Raw genomic sequence first — 21,191 nt, 5'->3', positions numbered from 1 at the left:
GGTCCGGACATCGTGTTCGTGCCCCCCGCCCTCGCCCTGGTGCCCGTCAAATAGTAGACGGTGATGTGCTCAATTGACACATCATTGTGCAAAGGCGAGGGACACCGCAACCCGAACGCGGCTGCGCGGGGCTGCCGGCCCATCCGGCTGCCCGAGGCCGCCCAGAATGCCGGTCCGGTCTTGCGCGTCAGGACACTTTCTTGAGCTGCCGTCTCAGCCGTGCGCTGCGGCGAATCTGAATGGCCAGGTTCGTCGAGGTGAACATGGGGATCACTCCGAGGAAGGTCCGCTCGGAAGGAGTCGCTCCGTGCAAGTGGTAGAGGCTGCCGAAGACGAAAAAACAGCCCAACATGAACAGAGCGCCGGGGATGCAGAGGGTCATCAACGAACCGCGATCCGCAACGACTTGCTTCGCGTAGGCCACCTCGTCCTGTGACATCGGTTCGCGCTTACGCACCTTGTGCAGAACGGCTTTGGCACTACCGATTTCTTCGCTGACCGGTGCAGTCGACCGGCGCTCCAAGCGATTCACGTACACGGCGGCGACGGCGGCCAACGTCAAGGCCAGGACAAGGCTAAGCAGGGTCAACAGACCATATAGAGACGTACTCATGTTCCAGTCCTCGCTCCGCCGTGGGACAACCGAAGGCTCGCGGAGAACGCTACCCCAACGATGCGGGCGTCAGCGCTTTCCGGAGTCCTGGTCCTTGATCACATCCCGAATGATCAATACGACCAGGATGATCAGGGCGAGCGGCACCAGCAGCTTGAAGACGATTGACGCGTGGCTGTACAGCAGGCCGTAAGCGACGGCTCCGATCACCACCATGACGAGCAGGATGGCGCGATTGATCTTGTCCGTACTCATTGAAGGAACCTAACTTCTCGACCCACCCGCACCATGTCAAAACCCGAAGTCGCCGCCACCGCCGGAATCGGATCCGCCGCCGAAGTCCGAACCGCCGCCGAAATCGGAGCCGCTGGAGTTCCATCCGCCACCAAAGCCCACGTCACCGCCGCCGGAGTATGCGGCGTCGCCGCCCGCGAATCCGATGCCGGCGCCGCCCGAATCTTGATAGCCGCCGGTGAATCCCACATCGGCCGGCGGGCTGTCGTAGCCAACGCCCTGTCCGCCGTCATAGCTGTAGCCGTTGGTATCGGCGAAGGCGGAGTCGCGGCCGGCCTCGAAGCCGCGCTCGTAGCTGCCGCCCCAATGGTCGTCGAGCAGCGCATCCATCAGCAGCACGTCGCCCAGCGCCCACGTCCAGCCCGGACCCCAGAACGCGTACGGGTAATAGCCGGGGTAGAAGAACATCCCGTTGTGGTAGCCACCGCCGTAGTAGTACGGGTAGCCGGGCTGCGCTGTGGTGCTGTAGTTGTTGTTGTTGATCGTCACCGATTCGCCGGTGTCGGGGTTCTTGGTGCGCACGGTGGCCTGCTTGCGATCGTCGGCCGGCACCGAAGTCACGGCGGCAACGTCGGGCCCGGGTTGCCGGGGGTCGAGCTTGCGGTTGGCCTTGGCGACCGTGGACTCCACCACCCGAAGATGAGCCCGCGCGGCACCGTAATCACCTTTGTCGTAAGCATTTCGGGCGTCGTACAGGCTGGCGTTGGCTTTCAACGACTCGGCGCTGACATCGGCGCCGCTCTCGTTCAGCACCGCGTTGTCGAGGTCGCTGACACTCGACGTGGCCGCGATCAGCTCCTGCTTGATCTCCTCACGCGCCTCGGAGTTCTTGCGGTGCTTGCGATTTCGGCCCGCGGCGAACCAGAGCAGGCCGGCCATGGCCAGCCCGATGCCGACGATGACCAGCGTCACCTTCAGCCAGGCCCAGTCGTCGTGCTTTTCGTGCGCGACGGGAGACGTGGTCACCGGACCGCGGGAGGCCGCGTTGACGCTCGCCAGCTTGCCGACGAAGGCGCTCGTCGCGCCGTACGGGTCGTTGCGATGATCCTTCGCCGACTGATTCATGAGTTGGTCGACGTTGTCGGCGATGGCCTTGGGCACGTTGTAGGCGCGCACGTGGTAGCCGCGAGAGTCGATCACCAGAATGACTCCGCTGAATCCCGCGTTGCGGGCCAGCATGGCGTCATGGACCGCGTCGGCCGTGGTCACGCCGCTCTGTGCGGGCGATACCGCAGCGACCCAGATCGGAGGTCCCGAACTCCACGTCCACGAGCTGGTGAGGATCTGCTGGTTCAGCTTGTCGGGGTTCTGCAGCGGCGGCCTGGCGCCCGGGTCGACCACCACGTGCGTCTGGGCGTCGAACCTGTTCACCAGCTGGTCTGTGTAGGTGTCGGCCGAGGCGGACGGAGCGAGCAGCAGTGCCAGCACCATGGTCAACGCAGCCAGCGCAAGGCTGCGGAAGCGTGAAGTCACATCTCTCCTGCCGTCGTTGCGTCGATCCTTGCGCGGGCCGCGGAAACGTCCACTTGCGACATCACCCTCAATGTCAGCACCGCCGATACCGCGAGGAATTCCTCAGCGTGAGCGCCCACCCTAGCCCGTTTCCGGCGGATCCGCCGCCGGCGCGGCCCGGCTGGTTACCGCGGCCGGCCAACCACGAGCGCAGCGCCGGAGTTGCCCGGTCACCGCTAGATCTTGACCATCAGTGGCCAGACCGTCCAGCTCTCGTCGCAATACTCCGTGATCGCACGATCCGACGGGAACTTGCCGCTGCGTGCGGTGTTGAGGATCGACATCTTGGTCAACGATTCCCGGTCCTGCCAGGCCGCGCTGACCCGCTCCTGGCAGCCCATATAGGACGCGTAGTCGGCCGCCACACCAGGAAGGGGTCGTCGTAGCGCGGGTTGTCCACAAGGGGCCGGAACACTTCGGTGTCCCCGCGCGAGATCGTCCCGCCGGCAATGAGATCCAGCACCGCGCGCAGCTCGTCGTCGCCGTCGATGTAATCGGCCGGACGATACCCGTTGGCCTTGACCGCCGCGACCTGCTCCTCCGTCAGGCCGAACAGGAAAAAGTTCTCCGGCCCGACCTCGTCGCGTATCTCGACGTTCGCCCCGGTGGCGGTCAGTGCGCGCCGGTCAGATTCAGCGTCACCACCCCGGCGATGATCAGCCCGACGCCGAGAACCTTCGTCACGGATATCGACGAGCCCAGGAACAGCACGGCGATCAGCACGATCAGGGCGGTACCGATCGCGGACCACAACGCGTAGGCGACGTCGGTCTGCATACCGCGCGAAATCGACACCGCCAGCAGCGCGAAGGATACGGCATAACCGATCAGGCACACCACGGTCGGCCACAGTCGGCTGAAGCCGTCGGTGCTCTTGAGCAGGCTGGTCGCTATCACCTCTGCGAATATGGCGCCGAGGAGAAAGAGATAGGTCAAAACGCCTCCTTGAATACCCGGGTACACGTACGTATTTACCTGACAGGGCGGCAACAGACGTCGTCTTCCGCTCGCCGACGAAGGGTTGCGCCGTATGACGCTTGCCGGGCATCCAGTGGAGCTCGATGTCAGCGAGGTTATCGGGGAACGCGCATCACTGGCCGCGACGTACTATCCCGCCCGCGGCGACGAGCGGGCCCCCGCGGTGCTGGTTTGCCTGCCGGGCGGCACCTACAGCCGCGAAATACTGGGACCTCGACATCCCCGGCCACCACGGGTACAGCTTCGCCGGCTTCGCCACCGAGAACGGCTACGCCGTCGTGACGATCGATCCTTTGGGTACCGGCGAAAGCTCGCAGCCCGCAAGCGATTTCGACTTCGGCGATATCGCCGCGACGCTGGCGTGCGCCGTTTCCGCCCTGCCGGACACGATCGGCTGCCACGCGCCGCCGGTCGCCGTGGCGCATTCACTGGGCGGGTATCTGGCCATCACTCAGCAAGCGCTGTTTTCCAGTTATGCCGGGCTGGCGGTGCTGGGTTGCACCAATCAGCACGTTGCGCCACTGAACCTGGATGCCGCGATCATCGCGCGCTGCGCCACCCCACGAGGCCGCACCGAGCTGGCCGCCGAAATCCTGTCCGCCCTTCCGCAGCCGTATTTCGAGGGGCCGCGCGAGCACCTGCAGAGCTGGTTCCACCTCGCCGACGTGCCCGCCGGCGTCGTCGCGGCCGACTCCGTCACCGCCAAGTCGGTCGTTCCCCGGGTGTTCGGCACGGCGATGATTCCCGGCGTCGTCGCCGAGCACGCGGCGCGGATCGACGTCCCGGTGCTCGTCGGTTACGGCGTGGTCGACGTCTCGCCGGATCCGCGCGCCGAGGCCGGCCTGTACCGGAGCAGCCCCGACATCACCACGATCGTGCTGGCCGACAGCGCCCACTGCCACAACATGGCGTCGAGCCGGCATCGGCTGTGGCGTCGCCTGCTCGCCTGGGCCGCCACCGTAACCTTGCCAGCGTGATGAATGGGCTCGACCAGAGACTGGCCCGCTACGCCCCTGCCGTGCTCAGCCTGTTTAGGTGCGTCTACGGTTTGCTCTTTGCCGCGTACGGCTCGAGGAGCCTCTTTGACTGGCCAGTCCGCTCGCCCGTTCATATCGGGTTCGGCGTCTGGCCAGAGTGGTACGCCGGGGTGATCGAAATCGTCGCGGGTTTGCTCATCGCAAGCGGGTTGTTCACCCGCGCCGTCGCGTTCGTCGCGTCGGGCGAGATGGCGGTCGCTTACTTCGCAATTCACCAACCCAAGGCGCTTTGGCCCGTCGCCGATCCGCCCGCCGGCAACGGTGGGGCCCTGGCAATCCTGTTCTGCTTCGCCTTCTTCCTGCTGGTCTTCTTCGGTGGCGGCGCCTACTCGCTCGATGCGCTACGCCGAAAGGCGTAGAGCTGAGGCTTTCCCTCGACCGGCGATAATGGCATTCTCTGATACGGAGAAGCTGTTTCCAGCGGCGGACGGGATCGGAGAGGTTGACGATGAGCGCACAACGCTGCGACGGGACGGTGGCTCTCGTCACCGGATGCAGCCGGGGCCTGGGCAAGGCGATCGCCGTGCGGCTGGCCGAACGCGGGGCCACGGTGGCGTTGACCGCCCGCACGATGGACCCCGATCCGAAGTACCAGGGGTCGCTAAGCCAGACGCGCGACGAGATCGTCGCCGCGGGTGGGAAAGCCATTGCGGTTCAGGCGGATCTGTCGCAATCCGACGACCGGGAGCGGCTCTTCGCCGAGGTGACCGGCGCCGTCGGCGCGCCCGACATCCTGGTCAACAACGCCGCGGTGACGTTCCTGCGGCCCCTCGACGGGTTTCCCGAGCGACGCGCCCGGCTGATGATGGAGATGCACGTGCTCGGGCCCCTGCATCTGTGTCAGCTGGCGATACCCGCGATGCGCGAGCGTGGACGCGGCTGGATCTTGAATCTGACCTCGGTTGGCGGCGACCTGCCGCCCGGGCCGCCGTTCTCGGAGTTCGACCGGACCGCCGGCTTCGGCATCTACGGCACGGCCAAGGCCGCGCTCAATCGGTTGACGAAAAGCCTTGCGGCCGAACTCTACGACGACGGCATCGCGGTGAACGCCGCCGCCCCGTCCAATCCGGTGGCCACGCCCGGCGCCGGCACCCTCGATCTGGCCAAGACCGACACCGAGGACATCGCGCTGATCACCGAGACGGCGTTCCGGCTGTGCACGGGTGATCCGAAGACGCTGACCGGGCGCGTCGCACACACCCAGCCTTTCCTCGCCGAGGTCGGCTGGACGAGGACCGGCCCGCTGACCGGATGAGCCGAGCCGAGCTCGACCCCACCGAGCTGCGCCGGCGACTCGCCCGCGCCGGCGTCACCGATGTCGTCCCGTTGGCCGGGGGAGCCTCCAGCCTGACCTTCGCGGGCACCGGGGACGGCCAACGCGTGGTGATCAAGGTCGCTCCGCCGGGCGTCGAACCGGTCGCGCATCGCGACGTACTGCGTCAGGCCCGCATCATCAAAGCGCTTGCCGCGACAAGTGTTCCGGTGCCGGAGGTGCTGTGGGAAGACGCGGGGGATCCGCCCGGCACACCACCGCTGTATGTGATGTCGTATATCGAAGGCGATTGTGTGGAGCCGTTATTCGACGATTGCCCACCCGTGTCCCAGCTAGGCGATCGGTACCGAAATGCGTGCCGCGCCATGGCCGCGCTGCACAGCCTCGCGCCGGCGGAGCTCGGGCTGGGCGAGGAGCCGATGGTCGACCCGGTCGCCGAAGTAAACCGGTGGTCCGACACGCTGCGGACCGTCGACCCGGCGCTGGTGCCCGACTGGCCGAGAGTGCGCGACGCGCTGTTGGATTGCACGCCGAGCGCGATGGCGCCCCGTGTGGTGCACGGTGACTTCCGGCTGGGCAACCTGCTCGCCGCCGGGTCACGCGTCAACGCCGTCATCGACTGGGAGATCTGGTCGATAGGTGACCCGCGCATCGATGCGGGCTGGTTTTTGATCAACTGCGACCCGGACACATACCGGCGGGTTACCGCACCCGACGGCACGGTGCCACCCATCGCCGAGCTCGCCGAGCTGTACGGGTCTGAGTTAGGTTGCCACGTCAGCGATTTAGGGTGGTTCAACGCGCTGGCGTGCTTCAAGTCGGCGGCGACGTGGTCACTGATCGTCAAACACAATCGCCGGCGGGCTGCACCGCGAGCCGAATTGGACGCCATGGCAGCGGTTTTGCCGAGACTGCTCGACCGAGCCCGGTCGGCGCTGGCTTAGCGTCGGGGATAGGCCTTACTGGCAGCTGACCAAGAGATTTTCACAGATCATTCCGACGTCACCCGTGTCGTTCACAGGCTGGCCCTCATTGGATGGGTTGGTCCAGGTGGTCGGAAACGGGCTCCACACGTCGTCGGACCCCGGCGGTTGAGGGCGCGGATCGACGTTCGGGTCCGCGCGCGCGATGCCGGCGCCGCTCGCCAAGGCGATGGCCGCCGTCGCGCAGACAAGCACTCCGCGAGCGCGCGTGCGAAGCGTCATCGCCGCCTCCTCGGTTTCTGCCGGGATTGTTGGCTTTTCGAAACCCAAAGTCTACCCGTGGCCCGTATCGCGTAACAGTTACAAACACACAACAACTTCGGCCAGCCGTCCAGCAAATTTCGCTACTCGAATTGCCGGATGCGTACGGTGTCGCCCGTGAGGCCAATAGCCGCGGTCGTTCGTCGCGCCCTGGTGGCCGCCGTGTGCCTGGCTGTTTCTTTGCCCACGGCGCCGACGACCGGCGCGGATCCCGATGCCGCCCCGCCCCCTCCGGAGGCGGCGCCGGTGGCCGACGGAGCGTTGCCCTCCAATCCTCCGGTAATCCTCAACACCCCCGACGGCTGGACCCTGGGCCTGGGCGCCAGAGACGAGGCGCAGGTTCCGGTGGCGCCGTTGACCACCGCGGTGTCCTCCCGCGAATACCTCGCCAGCGGGATATTCGTCGGCTCGCTGGTGGGGCCGGGACGGCCCCAGGGTGTGCTCGAGGTGGGTTACGAGATCGGCTGTGGAATCGACATGAGCACGTCCGACGGCGTCACGATCGGCGGCAGCGCGGGCATCACCCCGGGTGTGACGGGACCGGTGACCGGTGTGCCGGGAGACGTGCTTCCGTTGGTCGTTGCTCCGATCGCGGGCGTGCTCAACGTCGGGCTCAAGCCCGGCCTCGTGATCGTGGTGCCCGTGGTCAAGAAACAGTTCCGCGGCCCGAATCCCTGGGTCATGGTCAGCAACTTCCACGTCAAGATCGACGGCTGCGTGGGCCAGTCGTTCATCCGCTCCTATGCGGTGCTCAATCGGGTGACCGACGATTCCGACGTGGTCCTGTCCTACGTCGGCGTCACCAAGGCCGTCTGACCAGGTTCGCGCTCAGCCGCGGGGGATGCCCGCCAGCTTGTCGGTGAACTTAGCCTCGGCGGCCGCCCGCAACCGCGGCAGATGTTCGGAGGGAAACAGATCGGGCGCGGGTTCACGGTCTTTCAGCAACAGCCTGGCCAGCGTGACCTTGTGTACTTCGGTCGGACCATCGGCCAGCCCGAGCACGAACGACTCGACCAGGTATTGCACGAACGGCATCTCGTGGGTGGTGCCCAACGATCCGTGCACCTGAAGCGCCCGCGACGACACGTCGTGCAGGACCTTCTGCATCATCGCCTTCACCGCGGAGATGTCGGCCCGTACGGCCTTGTAATCGTTGAATTGGTCGATCTTCCAAGCCGTTTGAAGCGTCAGCAGCCGGAACGCCTCGATCTCCATCCACGAGTCGGCGACCATCTCCTGCACGAGCTGCTTGTTGGCCAGTGCCTCGCCCTGGGTGTAACGCGAGACCGCGCGCTCGCAGATCATGTCGTAGATCCGGCGGACCAGGCCCACGGTGCGCATCGCGTGGTGAATCCGCCCGCCGCCCAGGCGAGTCTGAGCGACGACGAACGCCCCGCCGCGCGGGCCCAACATGTGATCGGCCGGCACGCGGACGTTTTCGTAGCGGACATAACCCTCACGGCCACCGCCGGCCGGCTGGTAACCCAGCCCGACGTCGCGCAGCACGTTGATGCCGGGGGTGTCGCCGGGAACGACGAACATCGAATAGCGCTCATAGGGCGGCGCCTCCGGGTCGGTCATCGCCATCACGATGATGAACGACGCCATCGAGGCGAACGACGAAAACCACTTCTCCCCGTTGATGACCCAGTGATCGCCGTCCTGCATCGCGGTGGTGCGAAACACCTTCGGGTCGGCCCCGCCCTGCGGCTCGGTCATCGAGAAACACGAGATGATGCGGTTGTCCAGCAGGGGCTCTAGGTAGCGCTCCTTGAGCTCGGGTGTGCCGTAGTGCGCCAGGATCTCGCTGTTACCGGAATCGGGCGCCTGCGAGCCGAAGACGATCGGCGCGCACTCCGAGCGGCCCAGGATCTCGTTGAGCAGCGCCAACTTCACCTGGCCGTAGCCGGGGCCGCCCAGATGTGGTCCCAGGTGGGTGGCCCAGAGCCCGCGCTTTTTCACGACCTCCTGCAGCGGCGGGATGAGCGCCTGCCGCACCGGGTCGTTGAGGTCGTGAGATTCCTTGACAATCAGGTCGATCGGCTCGCACTCCTCGCGTACGAAGCCTTCGACCCACTGCAGTTGTTCTGCCCACTCCGGGTCGGTGGAGAAGTCCCACGACATCTGTTACCCCTTCTCGCTCTGCGCCACCACGCCGGCGTCTTCCAGCTCCCTGATGGCCTGTGTGTCCAATCCCAGTTCGCCCAGCAGCGCGCGCGTGTGATCGCCCGGCAACGACGGGGATGCCGGCGCAGCCGGACGGGTCCGGGAAAAGCGCGGCGCCGGTGCGGGTTGCGTGATGCCGTCGAGTTCGATGAACGTCTGCCGCGCGGCGTTGTGCGGGTGCTGCGGCGCCTCCGCCAGCGAAAGCACCGGTGTCGCGCAGCATCCCGGAGTATCGAGGAGGCGCCCCCACTCGTCGCGGGTCTTCTCGGCGAAGCGCGCGGCCAGCGCGGCCCGGTGGGCGGCCCACGCCGTCGGGTCGGCATCGTCGTGGGCCTCGAGGATCGCGCTGAGCAGCCCGACCGCCAACAGCATTCCGCCGCCGCCATAGTCGCCAACGAGATTCAGCGGCGGGACCGGTGATTCGGCGGTGCCGATGGCATGCAGGGCGCCCGTCAGCGCAAGGTAATTGATGTCGTGACCCGCGTGACCCGCCAGCGGCCCGTCCTGTCCGTAGCCGGTCATGCGGGCATAGACCAGGCGGGAATTGCGTTCCCGCAGCGCATCCGGACCGATGCCGAGGCGTTCGGCCACGCCGGGCCGGTACGACGAAGGCGTCGGCGCCGGCGGCCAGCCGATGGACGAGCTCCCGGCCGCGCGGATCCTTCACGTCGGCGGCCAGTGACCGCTGGCTGCGGCGGACGGTGTGGTCGACGGGCGCCGGGCCGTCAACACCGGCAAGGGCGTCGATGCGGATGACGTCGGCACCCAAGTCTCCCAACAGCATTCCGCAAAACGGTGCGGGCCCCAATCCGCCCATCATGACGATGCGCACGCCGCGTAGCGGACCGGTCATGAAGACCACCTCTTGCGGCGCTCGGCCGCCTCGTCGGTCGCGTGGGAAATCACCTGATTGCGGTTCTCCAGTTCCATGGCCGCCGCCAGGCTGGTGGCGTCGGTGTTGACCTGGAGAGCGCGCTTGGTCAGCTGGGCGCCGAGCGGGGCATGGCTCGCGATCAGCGACGCCAACTCCACCGCGCGGTGGGCCAGCCGGTCCGGCTCGACGATCTCACTGACCAGACCCCGTCGGTCGGCCTCGGAGGCTGTTACGGTGCGGCCGGTGAGCATCCAGTCGGCGGCCACGCTGGTGCCGACGATGCGCGGTAGGTGGTAGCTCATCCCCATCTCGGCGCCCGAGAGACCGAGCAGAATGGCGGCGTTGCCGAAAGACGCCGCGGCCGAACATATTCGGATGTCAGCGGCCAGGCAGAGCGCCAGCCCCGCTCCCACGCAGGGGCCGTTGACGGCGGCGATGACCGGTTGCGGCAACGCGTGCACCGCTTCGGCGAGCGCGGCCATCCGCTCCTGAAAACGCAGCCGGTCCAGCGCGGGCGCGCCGGCCTCGGGCATCGAGGGGCCGAAGTCGCGCATGTCGATGCCCGCGCAGAACCCGCGCCCGGCGCCGGTCAGCACGACGGCGCGCACCGAGCGGTCGATGGTCAGATCGCTCAAGGCCTGCCGCAGTTCGGTTTGCATCGCCTCGTCGATGGCGTTGAGCCGCTGCGGGCGATTGAGCCGCAGAATGACGACTCCATCCTCGGGCCGCTCGAACTCCACGGTGTCCGGCATGGTCACACCCGCTCGATGATCGTCGCCGTACCCATCCCGCCGCCGGTGCACATGGTCACCAGTCCCGTTGTCAGATCCCGGCGTTCGAGCTCATCCAGCACGGTGCCGATCAGCATCGCGCCGGTGGCGCCGATGGCGTGCCCGAGCGCGATCGCGCCGCCGTTGACGTTGACCACCTCGGGGTCGATGTCGAGATCGCGCATGGTCTTGAGCGGAACCGCGGCGAAGGCCTCGTTGATCTCCCAGAGATCGATGTCGCAGACCGTCATTCCGGCCCGCTCGAGGCATCGCTGAGCCGCCGGTCCGGGCGCGGTGAGCATGATGACCGGTTCGCTGCCGATCGCCGCGGTGGCCCGGATCTGCGCTCGCGGCGTCACCCGATGGGTGTGCATCCAATTCGAGGAGGCCAGCGCCACCGCGGCGGCTCCGTCGACCACCCCGGAGGAATTACCCGCATGATGCACGTGATCGATGCGGCAGATGCCCGGATAGCGCTGCAGGCAGATCTCGTCGAACGTGCGCTGCTCACCGTCGGCACAGGCGGCGCCCATCGCGGCGAAGGCCGGCTTGAGGCGGGCGAGCGACTCGGTGGTGGTGCCCGCACGGGGATGCTCGTCACGGTCGACGGAACCGTCCGGCGTCGACACGTCGACCAGCGAACGCGCGAAGCGCCCCTGCTCGATGGCCGCGGCGGCGCGGCTCTGGCTCTGCGCGGCGTAGGCGTCGACGGTCTCGCGGCTGAATCCCTCCAGGGTGGCGATCAGGTCAGCCGAAACACCCTGCGGGACAGTCGGATACAGCGCACGAAGGTCCGGGTTTTTCCCGTCGATGGTCGGGACGCCGGCCGTGACGTCCCAGCGCGACATCGACTCGACGCCGCCGGCGATCACCAGATCTTCGCTGCCCGCGGCGATGCCGGATGCCGCAACGGTCACCGCCTGCTGACCCGACCCGCAAAATCGGCTCAGCGTCATCCCGGGAACGCTCTCGGGCCAGCCGGCCAGCAGCACCGACAGGCGGGCGATGTCGTCGCTGTGGTCTCCGCTGAGGATGCCGTTGCCGGCGATCACGTCGTCGACGTCGGCCGGCTCGAAGCCGATCCGCTCCGCCAGGGCGGTGAGGCACCGGGCGAGCAGGGCTTGCGGGTGCACGCCGTGCAGTCCGCCGTCGGGGCGGCCACGCCCGCGGGGCGTGCGCACCGCGTCGACAATCCAGGCATCGATGATGGACTCCGATCGTCGTGGGCCGGTCGCTAGAGGGTGGGGCGGACGGGCACGGGTCACCCGCGATCGTAATCTGTCTCTCGACTTTGGAGAACAACCTTCTCCAAAATAGCGAAGCTGTTCTCGCTCGCGGTGGGGGCGGCGCCGGGTTGCGCCGCTCTGGTCACACGCGCCCCGTCAGTCCCCCGCTGAAGGGTGATTGGGTGTGTGCCGGGCACTCGGCACTGCGGTCCCGCGGCGTGGTTGGCGACTCGAGTAAGCCTCGAAAGCCATTACTACTCGTCCTCGCACATGCCGCCGAAGTGGAAAGCATTGGCTCGCAGACCGACTGGCGCCACAACGCGCCGGTGGCGGCGGACGTGCGTTCGCCCCTGGCCCCGCGTCCAGCGCGCAATGGGATCGCCGCGTCCGCACGGTGCATAACCGGGTGCTCAGCGGGTAGCCCGGCGCCATGACCAAGATCGGATACTTTCTCACCTGCGAGCAGTTCGGCCCCAAGGAACTCATCGACCAGGCCAAGCGCGCGGAGGACGCCGGATTCGAGGCGCTGTGGATCTCAGACCACTATCACCCCTGGAACGACGAGCAGGGTCAGAGCCCGTTTGTGTGGGGGGTAATCGGTGCGCTGTCGGAGGCGACGTCGCTGCCGGTCAGCACCGCCGTCACCTGCCCGACCGTCCGAATCCACCCGGCGATCATCGCGCAGGCGTCGGCCACCGCGGCCGTGCAACTCGACGGGCGCTTCGTGCTCGGGGTGGGCAGCGGCGAGGCCCTCAACGAACACATTCTGGGCGATCCCTGGCCGTCCGCCGGGGTGCGCCTCGAGATGCTGGAGGAGTCGATCGACGTCATTCGCAAGCTGCACAAGGGTGGTGAGGTGAGCCACCACGGCAAGCATTACGAGGTGCAGGAGGCGCAGGTCTACACCCGACCGGAGCAACCGGTGCCGATCTATGTGTCCGCGTTCGGCCCGCAGGCCGTTGAGCTGGCGGCCCGCATCGGCGACGGCTACAGCATCGCCATGCCCGATGGCGACCTGGTCAAGCAATTCCGGGAGGCCGGCGGGGGTGACAAACCGGTGCAGGGAGGTACGAAGGTCTGCTGGGACGAGGACGCCGACGCCGCCCTGAAGACCGCGCACCGGTTGTGGGCCAACGAGGGCCTGCCCGGCCAGACGTCGCAAATCCTGCCGCGGCCCAAGGATTTCGCGGCACTGCAGTCGCTGGTGCCGCTGGAGACGGTGGCCGACCGCGTCGCGTGCGGCCCGGATCCCGAAAAGCACATCGCGCAGGTTCGCGAGTACATCGACGCCGGCGTCGACGAGATCTACGTGCAGCAGATCGGCCCCGACATGGACGGGTTCTTCGCGGCGTGGGAGCAGGGCGTGCTGCCGGAACTGCGTGCCTAGGATTCAGCCCTCAAAATCGGTGCCGCCGGTGAGCTCTTCCCATTTTCGGATCTCGGCGGCGCGCGCATCCGCTGTGTAGCGGTAGGCGGCCAGCGCGTCGGGCCCGAGCAACAAAAATGCTGGCGGCTCAGGCGATTCAACGGCCGCGATGATGGCGTTGCCGGCCTTGGCGGGGTCGCCGGGCTGATTGCCATGCGTGGTGTCGTTTTCCTTGCGACGCTGTCCCGCGGTGGCAGCGTAGTCATCGATGACGGTGGCCGACTGGGCCAGCGAGCGGCCGGTGAAATCGGTGCGGAAAGCGCCCGGTTCGACGATGGTCACCGAAATGCCCAGCGGGACAAGCTCACCGCGAAGGGCTCCGCTGATGCCTTCGATCGCGGCCTTCGCCGCCGAGTAGTATCCGGACCCCACCGGCGTCAACTGGGCGCCGATCGAGGAGATGTTCACGATGGCGCCGCTGCGCCGGGCCCGCATGCCGGGCAGTACCGCCTTGATCATGGCAACGGTGCCGAAGAAATGCGTCTCGAACAGTGCGCGGACGTCGGCGTCGTCGCCTTCCTCGACCGCGGCGCGATACCCGTAGCCCGCGTTGTTGACCAGCACGTCGATCTGGCCGAACCGCTCGACCGCCTGCTGCACGGCCGAAGCGACCTGCGCGGGGTCGGTGACATCCAGGGCGGCGGTGAGCACCCGCTCGGGTGCGGTCTCGACCAGGTCGGCGACCGCGGAGGGGTCCCGCGCGGTGACGACGGCGTTGTGGCCGGCGCCGATGACGGCCTCGGCGAGCGCGCGACCGAGCCCGGTCGAGCACCCGGTGATGAGCCATGTGGACATGATCGTTTCCCTTCACCTCAGTCGGTCAGTGCCCGGCCCGCAATCAATGGGGCGGGTTCACCCACCACATCCTTTCCTTCGCCGCGGTGTACTCCTTCCACTTCTGCACCGAGGCCATGTCCATCGGCGAGAACTTCCACTGCCGCACCGGGTCGACCAACCGGATGGCAAACCGGGTGCGTTGCTCGGCGGGTGACACCGAAAACCAGACGAACAGCACCATCTCGCCGCTGGACGGCAGGTGGCTGATGTAGCGCTGGAAATAGTGCTTCTGCAATTTCAGCAGCTCAATTTGGAGCCGTCGCTTGAGTCGCTCGTATTCGTCGCGCGACATCCGATGGTCGTAGGGGTATCGCTCGCGCCACGTGTCGATGTGGTTGCCGTCCCGGTCCAGCAGGACCGGGTCGTCGTCATCGTCGTCCACGGTGTATCCGTGTTCGGGGGTCGGCAGAGCGTCCAGATCGATTTCGGTCATCGTTCGACGCTATCGGCCTTGTCGACCCCTTACCCGTCGAAGGCCGGACCGTCGAATCGATCTCGAGTGATGAACTCGGCGACCGGGCGGCGGCGCAATTTGGTCAGCTGCCGCACCGGCTTTCCGAGCGGCACGACGGCGGCCACCGCGTGCCGGTCGGGGATGCCCAGCAGTTCGCGGACGTGTTCTTCGGCCGCGATCGCCATCGTCGTGATGGTGCCGCCGTAGCCCTCGCTACGCGCGGCGAGCAAGATGTTCCAGATCAGCGGGTAGACCGAGGCTCCGCCGGCGATGCCGACGCGGTCCAGATTCTGGTCGATTGCGGCGACAACGGCCAGGTCCACCGAAACCACCAGGACGACAGGCGCTTTGGCGATCGGCGCCACGAAGGTGTCGGGGATCTCGGTCGCGTCGATGACGTCTTGCGGCACGCCGCTGGGATGAATTGAATTCCAAGGGTTTTCATCCGCCTGTAACTGGGCGAAGTAGCGGCGAGCGGCGGGCTTGCCGAGTTCGGCCAGCCGGTGGCGGACCGTTTCGTCGCGCACCACGGTGACGTGGGCGCCCTGCCTGTTGCCGCCGCTGGGAGCGAAACGGGCGTTGTCGAAGATGCGCCCCAGCACCTCGTCGGGCAACGGATCGTCGGTGAATTCCCGTGCCGCGAAAGTTGTTCGCATCACGTCGTATAGCTGCATGGCGGGATGGCTCATCAACTCGCGGACGCGCACCGCTCCAGGCGGAAGGTGCGTTCGAACCCGGCCGGCTTCGTCGTCAACGTCACCTCCACCGCACCGCTGGGGGCGATGACGTAGCGCTCCTCGACGTCGGGCCCGTCCGTCCAGCGACCCACCGGCTGACGCCCGAGGTCGTTGCGGTCGTAGAGGGCCGGGTCGAACGGGAACAGCACCGGGTCATAGGGCGTGACGTCGCCGTCGGGCCGCCCGTTGACCAGGCGGCTGCATTCCACGAACCGGAAGTGCCCGATGTTGTGTGCCGCTCGATATTTTCGCTTCACCACCAGCGGCGATTGCCCGTCGGCCGGAAGCGAAACGTCCTTGCACAAGATCGGGTCGAAGACGACACCGGCACCGGCCTCGGCCTCCCGAAATACCCCGAAGTTCCTCGAGAAGCGTTCGGACAGCGCGAAACCGGACTCCTTGTCCAGAAAGACGGCGAGACCGATGGCGGTGGCGGCGAAGGGGTGCGGCGAGCGTCTCACCCGCTTCTCGCCGAAGGTGCTGCGCAGCATCCGGGACACCAGCGGGAAGCCGCCGGCCCCGCCGACGACGTAGATGCCCGCCACCTCCGACCAGTCCACGTCCTTGCGGCCGCGCGCCGGATCGTGCAGGACCCGGTTGAGCAACTCCGTCGTCTGGTCGACCAGCGGCGCGCACACCGCGTAGACGTCGTCGATGGGGCAGGAGAACGGGGGCCGATCGACCGCAGACAGGTCCACCAGGAAGCGGCGTGTCTGCGGGCCGACGGCCTCTTTACGGGCGGCGCACTCCTCGGCCAGCAGATCGCGCTCGGCGGCGTCGAGGCCGGGCAGGTTGGCGCGGGCCAGCACCAGCTCCACGATCGCCTCGTCGAAGTCGTCACCGCCGAGGCGCTGAATGCCCTCGCTGATGACGACCTCGTTCGCGTGCCCGGTCATCTTCAGCAGCGACGCGTCGAATGTGCCGCCGCCCAGGTCGTAGATGAGGACGTATTCGCGCTTGGCGGTGATGGTGGATCGGTATCGGTGGGCGTATTCGAGGCTCGCGGCGGACGGCTCGTTGAGCAGCGCGACGACGTGAAAACCGGCGGCCACGTAGGCGTCCAGGGTCAGCAGGCGCTGGGCGCTCGAGGCGTTGGCCGGCACGCTGATCGCGGCCTCGATGCCTTCGCCCGGCGCCAGGGTGGCGTTCGAGTGCCGTTGCAGATCGGTTTTCAGCTGGGCCAGGAAGCCGGTGAGGAGGTCGGCCAGGCGATAGTCACGGCCCGCGAGGGTGACCTCGGTCTGGGGGCCGGCGTCGTTGAGCAGGCGTTTGAACGAGCGCAGCACCGACCATCCCGGTTCGTGGCGGACGGCCGCGGCGTCCGCGCCGAAGCGCAACTCCCCGGCGGCATTGGCGGCGATGAGCGATGGCCACGCATCCACGCCCTCGAAGGAGACGACGGGATAGTTGCCTCGGTCGACGGCCGCGACGACAGTGTGGGTGGTGCCAAAGTCGATACCGACTCTCATCGCGCAAGCTTAGGACCGCGACGCGGGCTTGGGCACGACCTTTCTCCGCGGCGTGCCGTACGAGTTCGGTCAGTCCTCGAAATGGCGCTCGTAGTCGTAGCGCTCGAGCCACCACTGCAGGCTGTGGGTCCCCATCGCGAGCAGCGCCATCAACCCAACGCAGACGACGCTGACGATCGCAGTCACAGCCTGTCCATTTCGCGCGCCATGCGGGCGTTCTCGATGTAGGTGTAATGCGTCGGGTAGTGGGGGTGCCGCGGCTGATTCGCGTCCGCGGCCATCCGCCGCAGCGCGCTGGCGATCCGGCCGGCGAGGGGGGCGCGGCGCGTCCCCTGGACTGCGGCGGTGCCGAAGAGCACCTGTTGGGTGCTGATCAGGACCTCTGCGGGTGCCCCTTCGGCCGACGGCGCCGCCGAGAGCGGTTGCGGAATGGGCTGGGTATCGGGTGCGGCCCGGAGTCCCGTTGGCGTGACCAGCATTTCGTCCACCTTCTTCGCGTAGGTCTGCCGGTGATGCAGTCAACGTAAGGTCGGCGATCGCCAGTAGGCACGCGTAGTCGACTACCTGTTTGTGCGCGGGTCGTTACGGCACCTCGGCAGTTACGGGTCAGCGGGCGGTCAACGCTCCTGAACGTCGACGATCCCGGGAGTCGACGTCGGCAGCCCGTCCCACCTGCGTTGCACCTCGCGTTCGGCGGCGGTGGGGATCAGGCCCGAGGGCGCGAACAGCCTCGAGGGCACCGGGTCGTCCTCGGTCAAAGGCCGGCTCAACTTGCTGCCCGGACCGCGAATTGCCCCGAGCGCAACCAGGACTCCGGCGATCAGCACGATGACGACGGCCATCGCGAACAGGATGGACAGGGTGCCCTGGATGGAGGTGTTGCGGATGACCTCGTCGAGCTGATGGGCGTTCTTGGCCGACCCGAACGACGTCTCACCGGCGCTCCTGGCGGCCAGGTACCGGAAGTGTTGCGTCCAGTAGCCGACGGCGGGGTCCGCGGAGAAGATCTTCTGCCATGACGCGCTCAGCGTCACCACCAGATCCCACAGCAGCGGCACCCCGGGAACCCACGCCCATTGCAGCAGGCCCTTCTTGATGACGATCACCGTGATGACGGTCAGCGCGATCGCCGCGAGCAGCTGGTTGGCAATGCCGAACAGCGGAAACAGCGTGTTGATGCCGCCCAACGGATCGGTCACACCCATCAGCAGGATGCCGCCCCACGCGGCGACCACCGCCAGGCTGCATCCCCAGACGCCCGGGCGCCAACTCGGGTTTTGCAGCTTGGCCAGCGGCCCGCCCAGGTTGGCCAGCGCATCGGAGAGCATGAACCGCGCGACCCGGGTGCCGGCGTCGACGGCGGTCAGGATGAACAGCGCCTCGAACATGATCGCGAAGTGGTACCAGAACGCCTTGAGACCGGCGCCGCCGAAGGCCCGATTCAGCACCTCGGACATGCCCACTGCCAGCGTCGGGGCGCCGCCGGTGCGTGACACGATCGATTTCTCGCCGACGCCGGCGGCGGCCTGGTTCAGCTGGTCCGCGGTCGCCGGCCCGCCCGACAACCCGAGGCCGTTGACGTAGTGCGCCGCGGTGGCCGCGGTCCCGCCGGTCTGCGCGGCCGCGGCGTTGAGCGCGAAGTACACGTGTTGGTCGAGGACGGCCGCGCTGATGAGCGCCATGACGGCGACGAACGACTCGGTCAGCATGCCGCCGTAGCCGATGAAGCGCATCTGGCTTTCCTTCTCCAGCAGCTTGGGCGTCGTCCCCGACGAGATCAGCGCGTGGAATCCGGACAGCGCGCCGCACGCGATGGTGATGAACAGGAACGGAAACAGCGAGCCGGCGAACACCGGCCCGTCGCCCCGGTGGGCGAACCGCGAGACCGCCGGCGCCTGGATGAGCGGATGCGCGAGGAAGATGCCGAGCGCCAGCAACGCGATGGCGCCGATCTTCATGAACGTCGACAGGTAGTCGCGCGGCGCCAGCAGCAGCCACACCGGCAGCGCCGACGCCACGAACCCGTAGCTGATGATCAGCCAGGAAACGGTGACCGCCGATAGGTTCAACCACGATGCGCCCCAAGGCGTTTCGCTGACCCAGTTGCCGGAGACCACGGCGAGCATCAGCAACGCGAAACCGATAAGGGAGACCTCGCCTACCCGCCCTGGCCGCAGGAACCGCAGGTAGCAGCCCATGAAGAGGGCGATGGGAATGGTCATGGCGATGGAGAACACGCCCCACGGGCTCTGGGCCAGTCCGCGCACCACCACCAGCGCGAGCACCGCGATGATCATCACCATGATGACGAGCACGCCCACCATCGCGGCGGCCCCGCCGGTGGCGCCCAGCTCGTCGCGCGCCATCTGGCCCAGCGAACGGCCCCGGCGCCGGGTGGAGATCCACAGCACCAGGTAGTCCTGCACCGCCCCGGCGAATACCGCGCCCAGGATGATCCAGATGGTGCACGGCAGATAGCCCATCTGCGTGGCCAGCACCGGGCCGACGAGCGGCCCGGCCCCGGCGATGGCGGCGAAGTGATGGCCGAAGAGCACCCGACGGTCGGTCGGAACGTAATCGCTGCCGTCGTCGAGGATCTCGGCGGGCGTGGCGTGGTCGTCGCGCGGCCGGACGATCTTCACTTCGATCAGCCGGGCGTAGAACCGGAATCCGATCAGGTAGGTGCAGATCGCCGCGACGACGATCCATACCGCGTTCACCGTCTCGCCGCGGGCGAACGCGATGATCGCCCAGGCGACGGCGCCGAGCACCGCAACGATCGCGAACACGATCTTGTGCCGCACGGTGATGGGGGAGCGGTCGACAACCGCGACGGGTGGCAGGTCATCGTCGGTGTGGACGTAGCTGACGTCTGCGCCGTGCTCCGAGACTGCCACGGCGGAAACCCTACGCGCGCTGAATCAATCACGCCTGTTCAGCGGAGCGGGCAAGGCCATGGCCATTACGGGACCACGGCATTACCGTGATTTGGTGCCGTTATGGCGAGTGCGTGACTACAACGACGACGACCTGGACCAGGCGATTCAGATTTGGGACCAAAGCCGCAATCCGGGTTCGGCGGAGCCGGTCTTCGCTGTCGCCGAAGTCATGGCGGCCGCCCGGTCCGGTCAACCGGCGGTAGTCGCCGAGGTGGGTGACGAAGTGGTCGGGATGGCCGTCGCGCGGACGGACGGTGAACGGGCGTGGGTGCTGCTGGTGGCGCTGGCGTCACGGTGGCGTCATCGCGGTATCGGCAGCGCGCTACTGGCCGACCTCGAACGACGACTGCGCTCGGTCGGGGTGCGCAAGATTTGCGCAATCGTTCCGGAGGGCGCGACCGGCTCAGCGGCGCTGGAGAATTCCGGCTACGCGCGCCGCGACGGGCTGGTGTACTACGAAATGGTCGAGCACCTGCGGCCCGATCAGGCCAACATGCTCGCACAGCTGGGCGGGCGGATGCTGCCGCCGGGGTTGTGGCAGGAACTGGCCGGGATGGAGCAGGAAAAGCTCATCATCGAACAGCGCATCATCGCCCCGCTGGCTCACCCCGACATCGCCGACCGCTATGGAGTGCGCCCTCCCAAGGCCGTCATCTTGTTCGGCCCGCCGGGAACTGGCAAAACGAGCTTCGCCAAAGGCATTTCGTCGCGGCTGGGCTGGCCCTTCGTGGAGCTCTTTCCGTCCCGACTGGCCGCGGCGGCCGAGGGCGGCCTGGCGGCTTCACTCCGGGAAGTCTTTGGAGAACTGGCCGAACTGGATGAGTTGGTGCTGTTCATCGACGAAGTCGAGGAGATCGCGGCCGCTCGTGCCGGCGCCAGTACCACTGAAACCGGCGTCACGAACGAGTTGCTGAAACTCATCCCGTCGTTTCGTGAGCACGACAGGCGCCTGCTGGTCTGCGCCACCAACTCGGTCCACACGCTCGACTCGGCGTTTTTGCGGCCCGGCCGCTTCGACTATGTCATTCCGATCGGTCCACCGGACCAGCCTGCTCGCATGTCTGTATGGAAACGCTATCTGGGCGAAGGTGATTCGGGTATCGATGTGGAACAGCTGGTCGCTGCGACCGAACTGTTCACCCCCGCTGACATCGAGTTCGCGGCCCGCAAGGGCGCGCAGGTGGCGTTTGACCGTGAGATGGAGCACGGGCGAGGAGAGCCCGCGACGACCGGAGATTATCTGATGGCCGTCGACGACGTGCGGCCGACGTTGACCGGCGTGCTCCTGGCCGAATTCACTGACGACAAAGCACGATTCGCGAGATTATAGTTCCCGCGTGCG

At 67.2% G+C, this 21,191-nt stretch carries 19 protein-coding genes and 4 pseudogenes; 7 read left to right on the top strand and 16 right to left on the bottom strand.

The window, feature by feature from the left end; genetic code table 11:
• Positions 1–187: 187 nt before the first annotated feature.
• The 5 genes and pseudogenes from B8W69_RS12630 to B8W69_RS12610 form a co-directional block, all read right to left on the bottom strand.
• On the bottom strand, positions 188–613 hold the full coding sequence (locus B8W69_RS12630; protein WP_085290143.1) for a hypothetical protein: 426 nt from the start codon (positions 611–613) through the stop codon (positions 188–190).
• 69 nt (positions 614–682) lie between these two features.
• Entirely contained in the window at positions 683–868 is a 186-nt protein-coding gene (locus tag B8W69_RS12625) for a hypothetical protein (RefSeq protein ID WP_085290142.1), read from the bottom strand.
• Between the two features lie 36 nt (positions 869–904).
• The gene (locus B8W69_RS12620; protein ID WP_085290141.1) at positions 905–2,380 is read right to left on the bottom strand and encodes a tetratricopeptide repeat protein; all 1,476 of its coding nucleotides are present in this window, start codon (positions 2,378–2,380) and stop codon (positions 905–907) included.
• 215 nt (positions 2,381–2,595) lie between these two features.
• A pseudogene (locus B8W69_RS12615) lies at positions 2,596–3,032 on the bottom strand (glycogen/starch/alpha-glucan phosphorylase); the annotation flags it as partial.
• Positions 3,032–3,355, bottom strand: a complete 324-nt coding sequence (locus B8W69_RS12610) for a DMT family transporter (protein ID WP_076051517.1) — start codon at positions 3,353–3,355, stop codon at positions 3,032–3,034. The pseudogene B8W69_RS12615 and the gene B8W69_RS12610, both read right to left, overlap by 1 nt.
• Positions 3,356–3,449: 94 nt before the next feature.
• On the opposite strand from B8W69_RS12610, the pseudogene B8W69_RS12605 reads away from it, so the two are divergent.
• The 4 genes and pseudogenes from B8W69_RS12605 (at position 3,450) to B8W69_RS12590 (ending at position 6,651) form a co-directional block, all read left to right on the top strand.
• Positions 3,450–4,374, top strand: a pseudogene (locus B8W69_RS12605) (alpha/beta hydrolase).
• Positions 4,374–4,793, top strand: a complete 420-nt coding sequence (locus tag B8W69_RS12600) for a DoxX family protein (protein WP_085290218.1) — start codon at positions 4,374–4,376, stop codon at positions 4,791–4,793. Before B8W69_RS12605 ends, B8W69_RS12600 begins: the two are co-directional and overlap by 1 nt.
• Before the next feature lie 89 nt (positions 4,794–4,882).
• A complete protein-coding gene (locus tag B8W69_RS12595) occupies positions 4,883–5,689 on the top strand; it encodes an SDR family NAD(P)-dependent oxidoreductase (RefSeq protein WP_085290140.1) in 807 nt (268 codons plus the stop codon).
• Entirely contained in the window at positions 5,686–6,651 is a 966-nt protein-coding gene (locus B8W69_RS12590) for a phosphotransferase family protein (protein ID WP_085290139.1), read from the top strand. The genes B8W69_RS12595 and B8W69_RS12590 overlap by 4 nt, the downstream gene beginning before the upstream one ends.
• 15 nt (positions 6,652–6,666) lie before the next feature.
• On the opposite strand, the gene B8W69_RS12585 is transcribed toward B8W69_RS12590, so the two are convergent.
• Positions 6,667–6,960 (bottom strand): hypothetical protein, encoded by a 294-nt coding sequence (locus tag B8W69_RS12585; protein ID WP_245843227.1) that lies wholly within the window; start codon positions 6,958–6,960, stop codon positions 6,667–6,669.
• A gap of 90 nt (positions 6,961–7,050) precedes the next feature.
• Between B8W69_RS12585 and B8W69_RS12580 the strand changes: the two genes are divergently transcribed.
• Positions 7,051–7,767 (top strand): MspA family porin, encoded by a 717-nt coding sequence (locus B8W69_RS12580; protein WP_085290138.1) that lies wholly within the window; start codon positions 7,051–7,053, stop codon positions 7,765–7,767.
• 12 nt (positions 7,768–7,779) lie between these two features.
• Here B8W69_RS12580 and B8W69_RS12575 read toward each other — a convergent pair whose 3' ends face one another.
• From B8W69_RS12575 to B8W69_RS12560, 4 genes and pseudogenes are all read right to left on the bottom strand, one after another.
• A complete protein-coding gene (locus B8W69_RS12575; protein ID WP_085290137.1) occupies positions 7,780–9,075 on the bottom strand; it encodes an acyl-CoA dehydrogenase family protein in 1,296 nt (431 codons plus the stop codon).
• 3 nt (positions 9,076–9,078) lie between these two features.
• Positions 9,079–9,970 (bottom strand): annotated as a pseudogene (locus tag B8W69_RS12570) (CaiB/BaiF CoA transferase family protein).
• The gene (locus B8W69_RS12565) at positions 9,967–10,743 is read right to left on the bottom strand and encodes an enoyl-CoA hydratase/isomerase family protein (RefSeq protein ID WP_085290136.1); all 777 of its coding nucleotides are present in this window, start codon (positions 10,741–10,743) and stop codon (positions 9,967–9,969) included. Before B8W69_RS12565 ends, B8W69_RS12570 begins: the two are co-directional and overlap by 4 nt.
• 2 nt (positions 10,744–10,745) lie before the next feature.
• Entirely contained in the window at positions 10,746–11,954 is a 1,209-nt protein-coding gene (locus B8W69_RS12560; protein WP_085290216.1) for an acetyl-CoA C-acetyltransferase, read from the bottom strand.
• Between the two features lie 463 nt (positions 11,955–12,417).
• Here B8W69_RS12560 and B8W69_RS12555 point away from each other — a divergent pair, with 463 nt between their 5' ends.
• The gene (locus B8W69_RS12555; RefSeq protein WP_085290135.1) at positions 12,418–13,374 is read left to right on the top strand and encodes an LLM class F420-dependent oxidoreductase; all 957 of its coding nucleotides are present in this window, start codon (positions 12,418–12,420) and stop codon (positions 13,372–13,374) included.
• 3 nt (positions 13,375–13,377) lie between these two features.
• On the opposite strand, the gene B8W69_RS12550 is transcribed toward B8W69_RS12555, so the two are convergent.
• The 6 genes and pseudogenes from B8W69_RS12550 to B8W69_RS12525 all read right to left on the bottom strand — a co-directional run bounded on the left by B8W69_RS12550 (position 13,378) and on the right by B8W69_RS12525 (position 19,807).
• Positions 13,378–14,208, bottom strand: a complete 831-nt coding sequence (locus tag B8W69_RS12550; RefSeq protein WP_085290134.1) for an oxidoreductase — start codon at positions 14,206–14,208, stop codon at positions 13,378–13,380.
• 64 nt (positions 14,209–14,272) lie between these two features.
• Positions 14,273–14,683, bottom strand: a pseudogene (locus B8W69_RS12545) (polyphosphate kinase 2 family protein); the annotation flags it as partial.
• A gap of 29 nt (positions 14,684–14,712) precedes the next feature.
• Positions 14,713–15,378 carry a nitroreductase family protein gene (locus tag B8W69_RS12540; RefSeq protein WP_181447382.1) on the bottom strand — a complete coding sequence of 222 codons (666 nt, stop codon included), beginning with the start codon at positions 15,376–15,378 and terminating at the stop codon, positions 14,713–14,715.
• Between the two features lie 14 nt (positions 15,379–15,392).
• Positions 15,393–16,910 (bottom strand): Hsp70 family protein, encoded by a 1,518-nt coding sequence (locus B8W69_RS12535; RefSeq protein WP_085290131.1) that lies wholly within the window; start codon positions 16,908–16,910, stop codon positions 15,393–15,395.
• Positions 16,911–17,092: 182 nt separating this feature from the next.
• Positions 17,093–17,389, bottom strand: coding sequence for a hypothetical protein (locus B8W69_RS12530; RefSeq protein ID WP_133057995.1), 297 nt, complete (start codon positions 17,387–17,389; stop codon positions 17,093–17,095).
• 138 nt (positions 17,390–17,527) lie between these two features.
• Positions 17,528–19,807 (bottom strand): carbon starvation CstA family protein, encoded by a 2,280-nt coding sequence (locus tag B8W69_RS12525; RefSeq protein ID WP_085290129.1) that lies wholly within the window; start codon positions 19,805–19,807, stop codon positions 17,528–17,530.
• Positions 19,808–19,901: 94 nt separating this feature from the next.
• Here B8W69_RS12525 and B8W69_RS12520 point away from each other — a divergent pair, with 94 nt between their 5' ends.
• Positions 19,902–21,179, top strand: coding sequence for an ATP-binding protein (locus B8W69_RS12520; RefSeq protein WP_085290215.1), 1,278 nt, complete (start codon positions 19,902–19,904; stop codon positions 21,177–21,179).
• Positions 21,180–21,191: the final 12 nt, after the last annotated feature.

Source organism: Mycolicibacterium vulneris, from assembly GCF_002104765.1.
Lineage (GTDB): Bacteria > Actinomycetota > Actinomycetes > Mycobacteriales > Mycobacteriaceae > Mycobacterium > Mycobacterium vulneris.
This window is presented reverse-complemented; position numbering and strand designations above follow the sequence as displayed.